The sequence below is a fragment of the Ruegeria sp. AM2 genome, from assembly GCF_056540685.1.
Window position 1 is genome coordinate 957,181 of record NZ_JBQFXE010000001.1, and the last position, 15,711, is coordinate 972,891.

Annotated in this window: 18 protein-coding genes; 9 read left to right on the top strand and 9 right to left on the bottom strand. The window is 58.4% G+C overall.

Annotated elements, in window-relative coordinates; all coding sequences use genetic code 11:
* Positions 1-109: 109 nt before the first annotated feature.
* The gene (locus ACR0CR_RS04785) at positions 110-772 is read left to right on the top strand and encodes a DNA-3-methyladenine glycosylase I (protein ID WP_480597227.1); all 663 of its coding nucleotides are present in this window, start codon (positions 110-112) and stop codon (positions 770-772) included.
* 42 nt (positions 773-814) lie between these two features.
* Positions 815-1,501, top strand: coding sequence for a hypothetical protein (locus ACR0CR_RS04790; RefSeq protein ID WP_480597228.1), 687 nt, complete (start codon positions 815-817; stop codon positions 1,499-1,501).
* A gap of 5 nt (positions 1,502-1,506) precedes the next feature.
* Here ACR0CR_RS04790 and ACR0CR_RS04795 read toward each other — a convergent pair whose 3' ends face one another.
* Positions 1,507-1,914, bottom strand: a complete 408-nt coding sequence (locus tag ACR0CR_RS04795) for a c-type cytochrome (protein WP_480597230.1) — start codon at positions 1,912-1,914, stop codon at positions 1,507-1,509.
* A 96-nt stretch (positions 1,915-2,010) separates the two neighbouring features.
* Between ACR0CR_RS04795 and ACR0CR_RS04800 the strand changes: the two genes are divergently transcribed.
* The gene (locus ACR0CR_RS04800) at positions 2,011-2,448 is read left to right on the top strand and encodes a DMT family transporter (protein WP_170655647.1); all 438 of its coding nucleotides are present in this window, start codon (positions 2,011-2,013) and stop codon (positions 2,446-2,448) included.
* On the opposite strand, the gene ACR0CR_RS04805 is transcribed toward ACR0CR_RS04800, so the two are convergent.
* Both ACR0CR_RS04805 and ACR0CR_RS04810 read right to left on the bottom strand, forming a co-directional pair.
* On the bottom strand, positions 2,432-3,118 hold the full coding sequence (locus tag ACR0CR_RS04805) for an ABC transporter ATP-binding protein (RefSeq protein ID WP_480597233.1): 687 nt from the start codon (positions 3,116-3,118) through the stop codon (positions 2,432-2,434). The genes ACR0CR_RS04800 and ACR0CR_RS04805 overlap by 17 nt on opposite strands.
* Positions 3,111-4,397 (bottom strand): lipoprotein-releasing ABC transporter permease subunit, encoded by a 1,287-nt coding sequence (locus ACR0CR_RS04810; RefSeq protein ID WP_480597235.1) that lies wholly within the window; start codon positions 4,395-4,397, stop codon positions 3,111-3,113. Before ACR0CR_RS04810 ends, ACR0CR_RS04805 begins: the two co-directional genes overlap by 8 nt.
* A 365-nt stretch (positions 4,398-4,762) precedes the next feature.
* On the opposite strand from ACR0CR_RS04810, the gene ACR0CR_RS04815 reads away from it, so the two are divergent.
* Complete coding sequence (locus ACR0CR_RS04815; protein WP_480597237.1) at positions 4,763-5,122, top strand: hypothetical protein; 360 nt, start codon at positions 4,763-4,765, stop codon at positions 5,120-5,122.
* A 12-nt stretch (positions 5,123-5,134) separates the two neighbouring features.
* Here the strand turns inward: ACR0CR_RS04815 and proS are convergent, their stop codons facing one another.
* Complete coding sequence (proS, locus tag ACR0CR_RS04820) at positions 5,135-6,475, bottom strand: proline--tRNA ligase (RefSeq protein WP_480597527.1); 1,341 nt, start codon at positions 6,473-6,475, stop codon at positions 5,135-5,137.
* Between the two features lie 166 nt (positions 6,476-6,641).
* Between proS and ACR0CR_RS04825 the strand changes: the two genes are divergently transcribed.
* The 5 genes from ACR0CR_RS04825 to ACR0CR_RS04845 all read left to right on the top strand — a co-directional run bounded on the left by ACR0CR_RS04825 (position 6,642) and on the right by ACR0CR_RS04845 (position 12,422).
* Entirely contained in the window at positions 6,642-8,006 is a 1,365-nt protein-coding gene (locus tag ACR0CR_RS04825) for an FAD-dependent oxidoreductase (protein WP_480597239.1), read from the top strand.
* Positions 8,006-8,974: an isopenicillin N synthase family dioxygenase gene (locus ACR0CR_RS04830; RefSeq protein WP_480597241.1), complete on the top strand. Its 969-nt coding sequence runs from the start codon at positions 8,006-8,008 to the stop codon at positions 8,972-8,974. Before ACR0CR_RS04825 ends, ACR0CR_RS04830 begins: the two co-directional genes overlap by 1 nt.
* Before the next feature lie 90 nt (positions 8,975-9,064).
* Positions 9,065-10,138: an AI-2E family transporter gene (locus tag ACR0CR_RS04835; protein ID WP_480597243.1), complete on the top strand. Its 1,074-nt coding sequence runs from the start codon at positions 9,065-9,067 to the stop codon at positions 10,136-10,138.
* Positions 10,139-10,828 carry an HdaA/DnaA family protein gene (locus tag ACR0CR_RS04840; RefSeq protein ID WP_480597244.1) on the top strand — a complete coding sequence of 230 codons (690 nt, stop codon included), beginning with the start codon at positions 10,139-10,141 and terminating at the stop codon, positions 10,826-10,828. It begins immediately after the preceding gene.
* 49 nt (positions 10,829-10,877) lie between these two features.
* Positions 10,878-12,422: a Ppx/GppA family phosphatase gene (locus tag ACR0CR_RS04845; RefSeq protein WP_480597246.1), complete on the top strand. Its 1,545-nt coding sequence runs from the start codon at positions 10,878-10,880 to the stop codon at positions 12,420-12,422.
* Here the strand turns inward: ACR0CR_RS04845 and ACR0CR_RS04850 are convergent, their stop codons facing one another.
* The 5 genes from ACR0CR_RS04850 to ACR0CR_RS04870 are packed head-to-tail and all read right to left on the bottom strand — an operon-like array spanning position 12,423 to position 15,649.
* A complete protein-coding gene (locus tag ACR0CR_RS04850) occupies positions 12,423-12,788 on the bottom strand; it encodes a hypothetical protein (protein WP_480597247.1) in 366 nt (121 codons plus the stop codon).
* Positions 12,789-12,825: 37 nt separating this feature from the next.
* Entirely contained in the window at positions 12,826-13,830 is a 1,005-nt protein-coding gene (locus ACR0CR_RS04855; RefSeq protein WP_480597249.1) for an endonuclease/exonuclease/phosphatase family protein, read from the bottom strand.
* A 5-nt stretch (positions 13,831-13,835) separates the two neighbouring features.
* Positions 13,836-14,516 carry a TerB family tellurite resistance protein gene (locus ACR0CR_RS04860; protein ID WP_480597251.1) on the bottom strand — a complete coding sequence of 227 codons (681 nt, stop codon included), beginning with the start codon at positions 14,514-14,516 and terminating at the stop codon, positions 13,836-13,838.
* 9 nt (positions 14,517-14,525) lie between these two features.
* Positions 14,526-15,050, bottom strand: a complete 525-nt coding sequence (locus ACR0CR_RS04865) for an N-acetyltransferase family protein (protein ID WP_480597253.1) — start codon at positions 15,048-15,050, stop codon at positions 14,526-14,528.
* Complete coding sequence (locus ACR0CR_RS04870) at positions 15,047-15,649, bottom strand: VOC family protein (RefSeq protein ID WP_480597255.1); 603 nt, start codon at positions 15,647-15,649, stop codon at positions 15,047-15,049. Before ACR0CR_RS04870 ends, ACR0CR_RS04865 begins: the two co-directional genes overlap by 4 nt.
* Positions 15,650-15,711 lie beyond the last annotated feature (62 nt).

Here is a 15,711-nt window from a genome sequence, read left to right on the forward strand (position 1 = left end):
AGTCAATTATAAATCTGTTCACCGCCCCCTTCCTGTGTTTAGAGGCCCAAAAATTCAGCTTGCCAGACAGGAACAAAAAGGCAACACTCGACGGGCGGAGGACACATCTATGCGTCACTTTGAAGAGATTTATGAAATTTCAGCGCAACGCCATGGAGGCTCTGAGGCGCTGGAAAGCACGCTCAGCAAGCCGAAATCAACCGAAGAACTGGCGCAAATGCCAGAAGATCGCTGGTTGTCGATAATCACCAAGTCCATTTTTCAGGCCGGTTTCAATTGGAAGGTGATTGAGGCCAAATGGGACGGATTCGAAACCGCGTTCGACGGTTTTGACGTTGGCCGATGCGCCTTTATGGATGACGAGAAGTTCGACGCCTTGCTCCAGGACACCTCGATCGTGCGGAACGGCACCAAGATCGCGACAGTGCGCGACAACGCGGCTTTCTTGCTGGAACTACGCGAAGAAGGGGGCGCTGGCACGGTACTGGGGGGTTGGCCCTCGACCGACTTTATCGGCCTGCTGGCCATGCTGGGCAAACGCGGATCACGGCTGGGTGGGGCAACCGCGCAGAATTCGATGCGATTTGCGGGGCGCGACAGTTTCATCCTGTCGCAGGACGTCACCGCGCGCCTGATCGCCGAGGGCGTGATCGACAAACCCGCCACTTCGAAGAAAGCCCTGACTGCAGTGCAGGAGGCATTTAACACCTGGATGGATCAATCCGGTCGGTCACTTAACGAAATCAGCCGGGTTCTGGCGATGAGCCTGTGAAAACGTCTTGCAGCGCGGATCAGGTGCTCTAGGCTTTCGGGCATGGTTCGCCCCCTGCTGATTTCGATCCTGATACTGTTTGCGTCCTGCGGTCGCCCTTTGACCGAGCAAGAACGCGCTTTTGCGGGCAATATTCACGGAGAAACCCTTGATCTGGACCGCGTTCGACTGGTCGAAGGCGCGCCAGTGGCTGCAATCACATATACGCGGAAAGCCCGCCCCCGACTGGCTTGTCGCGAACGGATTCTACCGCCGGTCACCGAAGAAGTCGTGACGGGGAAACCAGCAGCCGTGGCCCTGTTCAACCGCGTTTATTTCACAAGGGATTGGTATCTGGACGACTATATGTCTCAGTACCCCGAGCGAGTGAACCTGATCGCCGCCATGCTTCTGGCGCACGAGTTGACCCATGTCTGGCAATGGCAAAACCGAAAGACCACTGGCTATCACCCATTACGCGCGGCAGCCGAACATGGTCGGCAGAATGATCCATATCTGTTCGATCTGGATACCTCGCCTGACTTTCTGGCCTATGGGTTTGAGCAGCAGGGCGCGATCGTCGAAGAATACGTATGCTGCCGCGCTCTGGACCCGGATGCGCCGCGTACACAGCGTCTGCATGATATGCTGAGCCCTCATTTTGACGTCGCGCAATTGCCTGGCAGCCGACGCGAGAGCGACATTGGGCTGCCTTGGGCGGGCGCGGAAGTCAACGGTATCTGCGGCTGAACCTGTCAGTTGCCCTGAAGCGTTTTCAGATACTCAACCAAATCCGCAATTGGCTTGCTGGTCAGGATCGGCTGCCCGGCTGGAGTTTTGATGGCCGTGTCGTTCCCCTCGAAATACGGACCATAAACAGGCATGGGGCTGCCGTGGCTGACCAACGGGTCACGACCATCGATGCGTGCCACAACTCGCGCTGTGGGGAATACACCGTCTTCGCCGGACAGAGCTTTCAGATTTGTCGGTTGGATCACCAAAACACCAGCCATCGGCCCGTGACCTGTCGCGTCCAACCCGTGGCACGTAGCGCAATAATGCATGTAGAGTTCCGCGCCCGTTTCGGCATCCTGCGCGAATGTGGCCTGTGAAGTCAGGCCAACCAAGATCGCCAAACTTGTCCCAAGCATTGCCCTATTCATCACTTTCCTCCTTCCAGCCCCGCAAACTCAGACTTGCCGGATGGGCTCTATGGCGCAATGATCCAGATCAACGAAGCGGCACAAGGGGTTAGGGCGATGACACAATATGCAGCGATCATGCTGGCAGCCGGGATCGGAGTGCCCATTCTCGCCGCCCTAAACGCCGCACTGGGTAAGCTGATCGGTTCCCCCACGACGGCTGCGGTCGTTTTGTTTGCAATAGCTTTCGCGGCATCAGCCGTCGTGATGCTGGTCTTTCCGGGCATGACCGCGCTGGCCAAAGTCACACAGGCGCCGAAACACTTGTTGCTCGCAGGCGTCCTGATTGCTTTCTACGTTTTGTCGATCACACATGTCGCCCCGCATTTCGGGGTCGGCAACGCCGTTTTCTTCGTCTTGCTCGGACAATTGATCAGCACAGCCGCCATCGATCATTTTGGCCTGTTTGGGGCACAGGTCACCCCGCTGACCCTGATGCGGGCGGGCGGAATCACAGTGATGGCAATCGGTGTCGCGATCACTCAACTGGCCTGAGCACTCCGCCCTCAAGCCTCAGCATCCGATCCATTCGGGCCGCGAGGTCCAGATTGTGCGTCGCAATCAGCGCGGACAATCCGGCCTCACGCACTAGGTCCATCAGCGCCGAGAAGACCTGATCAGACGTGTCGGGATCAAGGTTGCCCGTTGGTTCGTCAGCCAAAAGAACGCTGGGTTCGTTGGCGAGCGCCCGACAAAACGCAACCCGCTGCTGTTCTCCGCCCGACAGGGCCGCTGGCCGGTGGTCTGATCGCGCCGCGACACCGACCCGGTCCAACAGCATCATCGCACGGTCCCGCGCCGCCTTGTCAGATGTCCCGTTCGCCAATTGCGGCAAGACGATGTTTTCCAAAGCCGTGAATTCTGGCAACAAATGATGGAATTGGTAAACGAACCCAACATCTCGCCTGCGAATGGCTGTGCGGGTGCGGTCACCCTTGCCTGTGGCGGCCTGTCCCGTGATCTCGACCGAACCGTGATCCGGGGTGTCCAGCAATCCTGCAATATGCAACAGCGTCGACTTGCCCGCCCCGGACGGTGCCACAAGGGCCACCGCCTCACCGGCGCGCAGGTCCAGATCGACCCCGCGCAGAACCTGCACTTCACCCGGCGTACCTGGCAGGTAGGTTTTGGTCAGACCGCTCAGGCGCAGTGTCACATCACTCATAGCGCAATGCCTCAACCGGATTTAGCCGCGCCGCACGACGCGCTGGGAAATAGGTGACGAGGAAGGACAAGCCCAAAGACAATCCAATCGCTTTGAGCACATCTGACAGATGCAACTCGGCCGGAAGCGCATAGATGCCGCGAATGGACGGGTCCCAAACACCGCCGCCCATCACATAATTCACGAATGAGAAGATCGGGTCGATATAGAGTGCAAAGAGGCAGCCCAGGATGACACCCATCGTCGTCCCGATGATCCCCGTGAACGCGCCGCAGATGAAAAAAACCCGCAAAATCGAGCCCTCGCTCAGGCCGATTGTTCGCAGAATGCCAATATCGCGCCCTTTGTTTTTGACCAGCATGATCAACCCCGACACGATATTCATCGCCGCGATCAGGACAAGGATCGACAGGATGATGAACATCACGTTGTCCTCGACCTCCAACGCGCGCAGGAACCCACCCGAAGCGTCCTGCCATGTCCAGACCTGACTGCGTTCACCCGCCGCTTCGATGATAGGGATCAGCATCGGGCCAATCTCCTCGGGGCGGTCGACCATCACCTCGATCTCATCGGCCACGCCTTCGCGGTTGAAAAAGCTCTGCGCCTCGTCAAACGGCATGTAGACCCGAGTGCGGTCAATATCATAGCGGCCTGCCGAGAACACATAGACCACGTCATAGGCGTTCACGCGTGGCGAGGTTCCAAAGGCAGTCTTGACCCCATTGGGCGATGTCATCTTGACCCGATCGCCCACGGTTGCGCCAATCGTACGCGCCACGCCCGACCCGATGGCAATCCCGTTGGCAAATTGCGACAAATCTCCTGCTGATTGTTCAGCCTCGGCAATGCCCGGCAGGCTTTGCAGGTCATCTGGCCGAATGCCAAATACCTGAACGCCCGAGCTGCGATCCGCATTGGTGATCAGCACCTGCCCTTTGACCAAGGGCGCGGTTCTCTCCACCCCTGGCACCTGCGCGATGCGTTCGGCCATGGTGTCAAAATCAGCGATTGTCCGGTCCACGCGGCCGCGATCATCTATCTCGCCCGCCGAATAGACGGTGACATGCGCGTTGGCCCCCAGAATGGTGCCCACAAACTCGGACCGGAAACCGGACCGGACCGAGAGCGTCGCGATTAGGGCAAAGACGGCCAAGGTGATCCCGATCAGAGAAATCCAGGTCATGACGCTGACACCACCTTCGGCCCGGCGGGCCCTCAGGTAGCGCCAGGCAATTTTCCATTCGAACGGAGCAAAGGGCGGGGGGGATTTGGCCATTCCTGCCTCGGTTATCGGTTTTGCGCGACCCTTTCGGCATTTCGCGCGGGGGTCAAGCAGGTTGTGGCGGTATGCGCCTCAGTCGACATGCCTTAGGCGGGCGAATTTAGCTTGAATCGAATCACACGCGAAGGGCACTCAATAAATAAGCGATCACGCGCCCAATCGGTTACACCAATGGTTGTGACGCCGTTCACAGACAAGGGCTAATTGTTTCAGTTATGAAGTTAATGAGGGCATGGAGACATAAACTGAATTCCAAATGCAACAAAACCAGAGCAATTTTATTTCGTGTTTTGCTTATTTTCCGGAATTTTGTCACTCTATTCTTGGGGGAACGTATTTAGTAAGAGCGGGGGTCGCTCATGGGTATTGAAGGAAACATTGAAACCCCGGGTCCGATTTTGACCCGGAACGCAACATCAGACCTGGATTGCGAAACGGCGGCATTGCTACGGGCCGCGATTAGGCCTCTATTCGCCGGCGCTGCAAGTTGGGCCAGCTTGGCGGATATTCTCAGGGACAAAGGCTATCGTCTGGAATTTCGAAGCGGGCGTCTATGTGTGACGGATCGCATGACCGGAGAGCAGGTCTGTGGCCTACGATTCCTCGGTTTTGAATTGGTCGACCTTGTACGCAGAATGGGACGCCCCATCGTTGTCGCACGCGGCTGCGACGCGGACGGGGACGTGCTGCGGGCACGCCCGACATCGGGTGCAATCTAAAGCCAACCTGTTTCAGGCGACGCCGTCGTAGATTTCCGCGATTTTGGTCACTGCCGCCTCGGGGCTGAGTTCTTCGCTTTCACCCGTCTTCCGGCTTGTCAGTTCAACAACACCATTCTTCAGACCACGCGGACCGACGGTAATTCGCCAGGGCAGACCGATCAGGTCCATAGTCGCAAACTTGCCCCCTGCCCGTTCGTTACGATCATCATAAAGCGGCTCAAGACCCAGCGCGGTCAGCGCTTTGTAGATTTTTTCACAGGCCGCATCCGCCTCATCATCACCCTGTTTCAGATTAACGATCCCGCAATGGAATGGTGTGACGCCTTCGGGCCAGATAATACCCTTGTCGTCATGGCTGGCCTCGATGATCGCACCCAGCAGGCGGCTGACACCGATACCATGGCTGCCCATGTGAACCGGAACCGGCTTGCCATCAGGGCCTTGCACCGTCGCGCCCAGCGGTTCGGAGTACTGAGTACCGAAATAGAAGATTTGCCCAACTTCGATTCCACGCGCCACGCGACGGCGGTCTTCTGGAACCTCATTAAAGAGCGCCTCATCATGGGTTTCGTCCGTGCGGGCGTATTTTGAGGTAAACTCTTCCAAAATGGCCTGACATTGTTCGCGGCTGTCATAATCGATCTCGCGATCCCCAAATGTCAGATCGGTCACGGCGCTGTCATAGAAGACCTCGGACTCGCCAGTGTCTGCCAGAACAAGAAACTCATGCGTGTAGTCGCCGCCGATGGGGCCGGAGTCGGCACGCATCGGGATGGCTTGCAGGCCCATCCGTTCATAGGTGCGCAGATAGCTGACCAGATGGCGGTTATAGGCGTGCAGCGCGTCCTCTTTGGTCAGGTCGAAATTGTAGCCGTCCTTCATGTAGAACTCGCGTCCGCGCATGACGCCGAAACGCGGGCGGATTTCATCGCGGAACTTCCACTGAATTTGGTAGAGCGTTAGCGGCAGGTCTTTGTAGCTGTTGACGTGACCCCGGAAGATATCCGTTACCAACTCCTCGGCCGTGGGCGTAAAAAGTATATCCCGGTCATGCCGGTCCTTCATCCGAAGCATTTCCTGACCGTAATCGTCATACCGTCCGGATTCGCGCCATAGATCGGCCGATTGCAGGATCGGCATCTGGATTGCAATATGCCCAGCGCGCGCCTGTTCCTCGTGCACGATATTTTCCAGCTTGCGCAGGACTTTGAACCCCATTGGCAACCAGGAATAAATCCCGGCGGCAGCCTGTTTGATCATCCCTGCGCGCAGCATCAGCCGGTGGCTGACAATCTGAGCCTCGGATGGGTTTTCCTTGAGAACGGGCAGAAAGTAACGGCTCAGGCGCATTTCGTAACCTTTTAGGTGATACTTCAACAATTGGGTGATTATGCCAAAGGCTTGCCGGGGGCAATCGTGCATTGGCAGTTTTGCGACCTTGCAACCGTCGGATTCATAATTGACCCACCAGTCAGGAAACTCAAAGGTGATACGAAAGAAACAAAGCGAGACTGCCATGCAGACCATCACCGAACCCGCCCGCGAAATTCCCGTCGTGCATCAGACCGATGTTCTGGTGGTGGGTTCAGGTCCCGCGGGGCTGTCAGCGGCGCTGGCTGCGGCGCGCGCCGGGGCCGAGGTCACCTTGATGGATCGGTTCGGTTGCATGGGCGGCAATATCACTGCCGTCGGTGTCGAAGGATTCGCATGGTATCGGCACGAACAAACGGTTGAGGCAGGTGGCATCGGCATGGAGTTTGAAACCCGCGCCAAGGAAATGGGCGCGGCTGTGCCCGAAAGCCAATCCCTCAGCTATGAGTTGGACAGCGAGGGGTTCAAGCTGGTAGCGGACAAACTGGTCGAAGAGGCTGGTGTTCATCCCATGTTGCACCGTCAATTCGTCGCTCCGATCATGGAGGGCGACCGGATCACCGGCGTCATCACCGAATCCAAGGCCGGGCGCGAGGCGATTCTGGCCCGCATCGTGATCGACGCCACGGGGGACGCAGACGTCGCCCACCGCGCGGGCGCGCCAACGCACAAAACCGCACGCGAGGACATGATGGCGGCATCGGTGATGTTCCATCTTGCCGGTGTGGACAAACGCGCCTTTATGGAAGGCATCAAGGCTGACCCGCAGACCTATAAGGACTGGGGCGGCGGCGGTGAATGGAACATCGAGACAAGCGGGAAAGAGGACGACATGTTCTCGCCCTTCGTCAAGAAACCTTTCCAGCAGGCGATCGAACAGGGGTTGATCCCGGCACATCTGAACACGATCGCGGGCACATGGGGCGCGATGCACGACACGGGTGAGTTGACCTATATGAACCTGATCCACATGGACGGCATCGACGGCACCGATCCTGACAGCCTGACGCGGGGTGAAATCGAAGGGCGCCGCCAATCCATGCTGGCCATCGAAGCGCTGCGTCGGTTCATGCCCGGCTGCGAAAACGCCCGGTTACGCAACTTTGGTATGACCATCGGCATTCGGGACACACGCAAGATCGACGCGGTCTACAATATGACCGAAAACGACGCGCGAAATCAGGGACGGTTCGAGGACTCCATCGGCATTTATCCCGAATTTATTGATGGCTACGGCATCCTGATCCTACCGACGACTGGTCGCTATATGCAGATCCCCTATCGGTCGATGCTGCCCAAAGGGGTCAAAGGCCTGCTGGTCGCTGGCCGATCACATGGGGCGGACCGGGTAGCGCACGCCGCAACGCGCAACATGTCCTGCTGTGCTGTCATGGGTCAGGGCGCCGGTATTGCTGCCGCATTGGCGTTAAAAAGCAATCAGGAACTTCACAACATGGACCTGACACTGGTCCATGCGGAACTGGATCGTCAGGGCGTTCGGGTGCACTGATGGATTGCATCCCGACAATCGACATCTCGCCGCTTCGGGAACGCCCGGACGATGGCGCGACAGTGCAGAATATCCTTGAGGCTTGCACCGGGATTGGTTTCCTCTCCATTACCGGAACGGGTGTGCCTCCATCCATGGTGGATCAGGTTCGGACCGTGGTGCGCGCGATCTTCGACATTCCAGAGCAGCGCAAATGGGATCAGGCGATCACCCGCGAGGCCTATCGCGGCTATATCTCCATGGGTTTCTTTTCGCCCAATGATGGCTCGGGTCAGGCGGACAAGTACGAGGGGTATAAGCTGCACTATGAAGTCCTCGAAAACGCACCGATCCGTGAAGAATGCGCGCTGTATGGCCCAAACATCTGGCCACAAGAAGTTCCCGAAGCGCGGGATATCATTTTGAACTATTGGGCCTGCCTGGACGAGGTCACGGACCTGTTGCTGGGCGCGCTTGAGGCTGGACTTGAGGTCAAACCCGGTCAGTTGCGGGATGCGTTCCGCGATCCGATGACCAACATGACGCTGCTTCATTACCCGCCGCAAGCTCCGGAAGAGAGCGGGTACGGCATCCATCCGCACAAGGACACGGACGCGCTGACCATAATTGCTCCCGACCCGGTTGGCGGGCTTGAGGTCCAGACCCGGGACGGAGGATGGATCACACCGGACTGTCCACCGGGTGGATTCGTGGTCAATATCGGCGACATGCTGGAACTTTGGTCGGGTGGCCGTTTGAAGTCGACGCCGCACCGGGTCGTCAACAAGTCCGGAAAGGAACGATATTCCTTCCCGTATTTTGCCGTGCCAAGACATGATGTCGTGGTCGCGCCGCTGCTGCCTCCGGTTGCTGGTTTCGACCGGCCTGCGGTGCATTGTGGGCACTGGTCGGCTGAAATCTGGCGCACCAACTGGCCTGATGAAACAGCGGCACATGACACGCCCGAGTTGGGAACGTTGCGCGATTAGCACCCGGAAAACCTCTGGGTGATGAACCGCTTGCATCGCAGGCGTCGATAAGCGAAGAACACCTGCAAAGGCCGCAACAAGGGGATCACCATGGCTCTGCCGGTTAAGGATCAGCTTCGGTACTGGGGTATTGTGGCTGCACTCTTTGTTCTGGTGTTTTGGTTCCTGGGTGATGTGCTGCTGCCATTTGTCATCGGCGGCGCTATTGCGTATTTTCTGGACCCTGTCGCGGATCGGCTTGAAAGGCTGGGTTTGTCCCGGATGGCCGCGACCGGGATCATCACCGTCGTCGCGGTTCTTGGATTTGTTCTGCTCATCGTGATGGTGGTGCCTGCGCTGATCACGCAGCTTCTGGACCTTGTCGACACTCTTCCCAACCTGTTCCGTCAATTACGCGGCTTCATCGAAAGCCGGTTCCCGTCCCTGTTGGACCAACAATCTAATACGCACCAAATGTTAGTGTCCTTCGGCGAAACGCTCAAATCCAAAACCGGCGATGTCCTGCAGACGTTGCTGGCTTCGGTTGGTTCGGCAATCAATGTCGTTGTGCTGATCGTGATCGTACCCGTCGTCGCGGTGTACCTGCTGATGGACTGGGACCGGATGATCAAGCGGATCGGAGAGCTGCTGCCGCGTGACCACGCCCCGACCATCATTCGACTGGCTGGCGAGATTGATGCCGTACTGGCCTCATTCGTGCGCGGCATGGGGACGGTCTGTCTGATTCTGGGAACGTATTACGCCGTCGCGCTGATGTTGGTTGGTCTGCAATTCGGACTGATTGTTGGGTTCATCGCGGGGCTTGTCACGTTCATCCCTTATCTGGGCGCGCTGATCGGCGGGTCTTTGGCAATCGGCCTCGCCCTGTTCCAGTTCTGGGGCGACTGGGCCCATATCGGGCTGGTCGCCGGAATCTTTGCGCTGGGTCAGGTGACCGAGGGTAATTTCCTGACCCCCAAGCTGGTTGGCAGTTCCGTCGGCCTGCACCCGGTTTGGCTGCTGCTGGCGCTGTCGGTATTCGGCGCGCTCTTTGGATTTGTTGGCATGTTGATCGCTGTTCCGGTGGCCGCAGCGCTTGGCGTACTTGCACGGTTTGGGACCGAGCAATACTTGGGCAGCCGTCTTTACACCGGTTTGGAAGGACAGCAGCAGGACGGCGAATAAATGGCTACTCAGCTCAGCTTTGACCTGCCCTCGAAAACTGCACTGGGGCGAGAGGATTTCTTCGTTTCTCCAGCCAATGCGTTGGCTGTCGCGATGATGTCGGCCACGTCGTGGCCCGGAAACAAGCTGGTGCTGACCGGACCGGCCGGTGCGGGAAAAACCCACTTGGCCCATGTCTGGGCGGCCGAAACCGGCGGGCGTATCGTGCAAGCTGCGGCGTTGCGACATGAAGACGTCCCTGAACTGGCGCGATCGCCTGTCGCGGTCGAGGATGTTCCAACGATCGCTACGGACTTGGACCAGCAGAAGACTTTGTTTCATCTGCACAATCTGACACTCGCTGAAGGCCACGCCTTGCTCATGACTGGTCGCACTGCCCCCAAGCTGTGGAAACTGCCTTTGGCTGATCTGCAAAGCCGGGTCGAAGGGGCGCATCATGTGGCTTTGGACGGTCCGGACGATGCATTGCTGGGCGCTGTACTGGCCAAGCTGTTTCTGGACCGGCAGCTCAACCCAGGGCCGGAAGTGATCGCGTATCTCGTCAAACACATGGATCGCAGCTTTGAAACTGCCGCCGACGTTGTGGATCAGTTGGATGCATTGGCGCTTAGTGAGAAACGAGACATCACACGCGCGCTGGCTGTTCGCGTTCTGAATACATCATACCCGATACCCGGTCCCGGTGATTGACCGGGAACCCCTGATTTCGCATCCTGTGCCACAAACAACTGGAAGCCACATGGAACAGACCATCGAAACGGAACCCCAGGACTACGGGCCTTTCGGAAAACCGCTGGTCGATGATCCCGGCGCGCGGGCGCTGTCGCGGGTGGGCGTGGTGGATATCGGTTCAAACTCGGTCCGGATGGTGATCTTTGACGGGGCCGCGCGGTCTCCGGCGTATTTCTACAATGAAAAAGTCATGTGCGAATTGGGTGCCGGGCTGTCTGAGACAGGCCGCCTGAACCCCCGTGGACGTGAGCGCGCCTTGTCCGCGATCCAACGCTTCCAGTTCCTAGCCAAAGATATCGGCCTACCTGCCCTGCACGCCGTTGCCACAGCTGCTGTTCGTGAGGCGGCGGACGGGCCTGAATTCTGCGCGCAGGTCGAGGCAGAGACCGGCCTGATGATAAATGTTGTAGACGGAGAGGAGGAAGCACGCCTGTCCGCGCAAGGCGTACTGTTGGGCTGGCCTGGTGCCTATGGTCTGATCTGCGACATTGGCGGATCTTCGGTGGAATTGGCCGAGATCGGCGATGGCGACGTTGGTCGCCGAATGACTTCACCGCTTGGTCCTCTCAAGCTGCGCGACATCAAGGGCGGCCGGCGGGCGCGCAAAGCGCACATCAAAAAGACTCTGGAAGACATGAAGGACCGGATGGGCCCTCAGCGCGACCGGCTGTTTCTGGTGGGCGGAAGTTGGCGCGCTTTTGCGCGGATCGATATGCTACGGCGTGGCTATCCGTTGAACGTGCTGCACGAATACCGGATGACCCACCGACAGGTGCGGGAAACCATAAAATTCATCGAAAAGAGCGACCCCGACAAATTGCGCAGTCAGGCCGCGGTCTCGGGCTCTCGTATGGCGTTGATCCCTTACGCGATGGACGTTTTGTCCCGTCTGATCCGCACCTTCAAGCCCAAGGATATCGCGATTTCCAGCTATGGTATCCGCGAAGGATTGCTGTACCAGCAGATGCCGCAACATCTGCGCGACCGCGATCCCCTGATCGAGGCCAGTCGCTTTGCCGAGGCCAAGGACGCCCGACTGCCCGGTTTCGGCAAACACCTGTTTGACTTCGTGATGCCCTTGTTTAAGTCAGCGCCGCCGCAAAAGGTCAGGCTGATCAAGGCCGCCTGCCTGCTTCATGACGTCAGCTGGCGCGCGCATCCCGACTATCGCGCCGAAGTATGTTTTGAGAACGTAACTCGTGCCAACATGAGCGGCCTTAAGCATTCGGAACGTGTGTTCATCGGCCTCGCCCTGCAACATCGCTACCGAAACAAGCGCGAGGGTACGCGGTTTGCCGGTCTTTACGAGCTGCTGGACGAGCGTGACCAGAAACAAGCTGAGATTCTGGGTAAAGCCATGAGGTTCGGGGCAATGCTGTGGATGCAAAGCGACGCGCCCATGGGAACCCTACGGTTCTATCCCAAGAAGCATGAGCTTGAACTGCGACTGCCCAAGTCGGCCAAACCCCTGTTCAACGAAGTGGCCGAGGCGCGACTGAACTCCCTTGCCAGCGCCCTGAAATCCGAAACGCGAGTGATTATCCGAGGCTGATCAGAGATCCGTATACCCATCCGATGGCGTATCTTCAGGCTCGGGCTTGTCCTGCAGCGGTTTCTTTCGGATGATGATATCGCCGTTGGGCAACATCTCAGGCGCTTCGTAGCGGCTCCAATCCTGCACCTGATTGGCCAATTCCGCCAGCGCCGGCCCCATTTCCTGCATGAACGACTGAAGCGCCGGGCCGAACTGATCGGCCAGTGTCCTTAGATCATCCAGCGTCGGCTCCATCTCTTGCCTAAAGCCCTCCAGGAACAATTCGGCCCCTCTCTCCATCAGAGATTTACCCGAGTCCTCCTGCGCGTTGGCAGGGGCTGCAATCGCGACGCAGGCCGCGCAAATTATCAGGATGTGTCGCATGTTTCGAATATAAGACGCGCAAACGTTGGTTGAAAGATCACAGCTCGATATCCAGCGTCACCGGGAAATGATCCGAGGCGGTCAACAACGCGTCACGCAACTCGGGATTGCCCCAGCAAGCCGAGTCGCGAAACGGGTGCCATATGCGCCAGTTGGGCCGTCGATCACGCAGATCCTCGGTGATCATGACGTAATCCAGAAGCGCCTCAAGATAGCGGCCCTCCTTGGGCCTCGCAAATCGAGCCGTCGCAGGCACCGACGAAGGGCGAGGCCCAAGCGCCCGAGCCGCATGGGGATCGTAAAGCCCGGCCTGCAAGAGAATTTCAACCGATGACCGCCCGAACAAATGTTCAAATTCATCCAGTCCCGGACCATCATTCAGATCGCCCAGCAGAATGACAGGTTCTTGCGCGGCGACATGCGCCTCGACCCGTCTGGCCAGCCAAATCGCCTGGGCCAGTTGTTTACGTCGGTTCGCGATCGAAATTCGAACAGCCTCATCCCGTGTTTCGGCCCCATGTGGCGCCTTGGATTTCAGATGCGCGCCGATCAGGCGAAAAGCCGAGCCGGACGCGGTCTCAACAGCCAGCTCCATCGGCGGTTTGGAAAATCGAACACGGTCTTGCGTCGCATCCACGTCCAGATCAATCCGGAACTCCGCATCAAAACGCGGTGCGCGACTGTTGCCATCAGCCTCACCTACAGGGTCGTGACGCGCTTTCAATTGGTCAGGGTCGAAAAGCAGCGCCAGCTCCTGATGCGTGTCATTGGCAAATCCCATCACGGCATGAGATGTCCTGAGCTCAAATGCCTCAGCAAACGACTGCAAGGCCCGGACCGTGTTCTGGGTTTTGCCCGAGTTTGGTGCCTCGACGATCAACACCGCGTCTGCATCCATGGCGGTCAGGACCTTGGCAATCGCCTCAAGCTGTTGAATCTTGGTGACATCGTGCCGACCCGACCAACTGTCATCGGCGATCAAATTGTCCTGACGATCAAACAGGTTGGCGAACCATTCTACGTTATACGTCGCCAACCGCATCGGTCTTACGCCCGCGCGCCCTTGATTTCATCCCAGGCGCGATTGATGTCGATCATTTTCTTTTCAGCCAGGCGGATCGCCTCTTCCGGGACTCCACGCGCCATCATCGCATCGGGGTGTGTATCACGAACCAATTGTCGCCAGACCTTTCGAATGTCCGGCATCGGCATATCGCGGGGCACGCCGAGCACGGTATAAGGGTCCTTCGGCGCGTCGGGAACAAATCGCGCGCGCAAGGCCAGAAACTGCGCATCGGTCTGGCCGAATATTCGGCTGACATCTTCCAGAAACTGGTTTTCATTCGGGTGGTAAAACCCGTCGGCCATCGCGATATGAAACAAGCCTTCCATCAGATCGCAGAGCGTCGTGCTGTCGTCGGCAAACATATGCGCGATCTTACGGGCATAGTCCTGATACCCAGCCACGTCCGTGCGCGCCATGTCAAAGACGCGCGCCGCGCCAGCCTCGTCTTCGCGCGCTATTTGGAACACGTCGCGGAATGCGGTCACTTCGTCCCGGGTCACCTGGCCGTCAGCCTTGGCCATCTTGGCGCCCAAGGCAATAACGGCGATCGCAAACGCGACCGAGCGTTCCGGCGGCGAGCGCAATTTCTCAAAGACAGCCGCCAGGCTTTCGCCTTGGGCCAGCGCGCTCAGCGCATCAGAGATACGGGTCCAGATCGACATGTGCGCACCCTAACGCCCTAAATTGCGCCTGTCAGGTGCAACCGGTTGGTCGGCGGCAAGAATTTTCTGCATCAGCACAAGATCCAGCCATTTGCCCCATTTGCGGCCAACCTGGGGCATCCGACCGACCTGAGTAAAGCCAAGAGCCTTGTGAAAGGCGATTGCCCCTGGGTTGGCGGATGAAATCCCCGCCACAAGAACATGCACCCCATCCCGCCGCGCCGCTTTTTCCAACTCCGTCATCAATGCCCTGCCAGCACCCTGCCCGCGCGCGTCTGGCGTAAGGTTGATCGAGTGTTCTCGGGTCTGCGCATAGCCCGGTCCGGCGCGAAACGCTGTATAGGTGGCAAATCCAACAACACGCCCCGAACTCTCGGCCACCAGAAACCGGGGACCGCGCGCGTCGATATCCGCTGCAATTGCGGCCAGCGCGCGTTCCTCTGTGGTGAATGTCACCAGACTTTCCCGAATTATCGCGTTGACTATGTCCGCAACGAACACCGCATCGTCGGCCCGGGCCTGCCGGATGATCATTCCAACACACGTGGTCCATGGGGCGTTTCAAACTCAGCCCTCAAAGCCACAGGGCCGGTGTCGAATACCACATGCTCCAACGCACCCAACAAGGTGGCCAACTCTACGGCATCGGGGTGATACACAACCAAACGGCTCAGACGAAATCCGCTGTCCTGCAACATCTGCGCCGGGTGCAAATCACCCTGCCACTCAATCAACGCCGGGAACAGATTGTCGAAAGGCAAACGCCCATTTGGCGGCACCGCCATCCGCCAACGCAACGCGCCTCGGGTCAGATCTATGGGATGGCCGACACCATCTGGAAATACCGACAGCGACGCTTCGATATCCGGGACCCGGCAGATCCAGTTCGTCAGGCGCGGCGTCCCCTCGAAGCGATCCAGATCGAACCACCGCGTCCGCTCCGGGTTCGGCGCACCGGGATCAATTGCAATCGCTTCCAAATACAAGCCATCCCTCAGACCCAGCAACCGGTTGTGCGTACCAAACTTTTCGTGTTTGCCGCCGTTCTGAAGGCTAACACCTAGCGCCTCTTCCACATGCGCCGCCGCCTCTTCCAGAGTCGCCCCTGCCACCGCAATATGATCCAGTTCCATCGCGTCCTCCCTCCATCCCGCGCCAGCCTACATTCAACGCAGAAGGGCGCAAGCCAAAGCCG

Bases quoted from the DNA above. Each gene is read 5' to 3' on its own strand.
- ACR0CR_RS04785 (WP_480597227.1), top strand. From the start codon at position 110: ATGCGTCACTTTGAAGAGATTTATGAAATTTCAGCGCAACGCCATGGA.
- ACR0CR_RS04790 (WP_480597228.1), top strand. From the start codon at position 815: ATGGTTCGCCCCCTGCTGATTTCGATCCTGATACTGTTTGCGTCCTGC.
- ACR0CR_RS04795 (WP_480597230.1), bottom strand. From the start codon at position 1,914: ATGAATAGGGCAATGCTTGGGACAAGTTTGGCGATCTTGGTTGGCCTG.
- ACR0CR_RS04800 (WP_170655647.1), top strand. From the start codon at position 2,011: ATGACACAATATGCAGCGATCATGCTGGCAGCCGGGATCGGAGTGCCC.
- ACR0CR_RS04805 (WP_480597233.1), bottom strand. From the start codon at position 3,118: ATGAGTGATGTGACACTGCGCCTGAGCGGTCTGACCAAAACCTACCTG.
- ACR0CR_RS04810 (WP_480597235.1), bottom strand. From the start codon at position 4,397: ATGGCCAAATCCCCCCCGCCCTTTGCTCCGTTCGAATGGAAAATTGCC.
- ACR0CR_RS04815 (WP_480597237.1), top strand. From the start codon at position 4,763: ATGGGTATTGAAGGAAACATTGAAACCCCGGGTCCGATTTTGACCCGG.
- proS (WP_480597527.1), bottom strand. From the start codon at position 6,475: ATGCGCCTGAGCCGTTACTTTCTGCCCGTTCTCAAGGAAAACCCATCC.
- ACR0CR_RS04825 (WP_480597239.1), top strand. From the start codon at position 6,642: ATGCAGACCATCACCGAACCCGCCCGCGAAATTCCCGTCGTGCATCAG.
- ACR0CR_RS04830 (WP_480597241.1), top strand. From the start codon at position 8,006: ATGGATTGCATCCCGACAATCGACATCTCGCCGCTTCGGGAACGCCCG.
- ACR0CR_RS04835 (WP_480597243.1), top strand. From the start codon at position 9,065: ATGGCTCTGCCGGTTAAGGATCAGCTTCGGTACTGGGGTATTGTGGCT.
- ACR0CR_RS04840 (WP_480597244.1), top strand. From the start codon at position 10,139: ATGGCTACTCAGCTCAGCTTTGACCTGCCCTCGAAAACTGCACTGGGG.
- ACR0CR_RS04845 (WP_480597246.1), top strand. From the start codon at position 10,878: ATGGAACAGACCATCGAAACGGAACCCCAGGACTACGGGCCTTTCGGA.
- ACR0CR_RS04850 (WP_480597247.1), bottom strand. From the start codon at position 12,788: ATGCGACACATCCTGATAATTTGCGCGGCCTGCGTCGCGATTGCAGCC.
- ACR0CR_RS04855 (WP_480597249.1), bottom strand. From the start codon at position 13,830: ATGCGGTTGGCGACGTATAACGTAGAATGGTTCGCCAACCTGTTTGAT.
- ACR0CR_RS04860 (WP_480597251.1), bottom strand. From the start codon at position 14,516: ATGTCGATCTGGACCCGTATCTCTGATGCGCTGAGCGCGCTGGCCCAA.
- ACR0CR_RS04865 (WP_480597253.1), bottom strand. From the start codon at position 15,050: ATGATCATCCGGCAGGCCCGGGCCGACGATGCGGTGTTCGTTGCGGAC.
- ACR0CR_RS04870 (WP_480597255.1), bottom strand. From the start codon at position 15,649: ATGGAACTGGATCATATTGCGGTGGCAGGGGCGACTCTGGAAGAGGCG.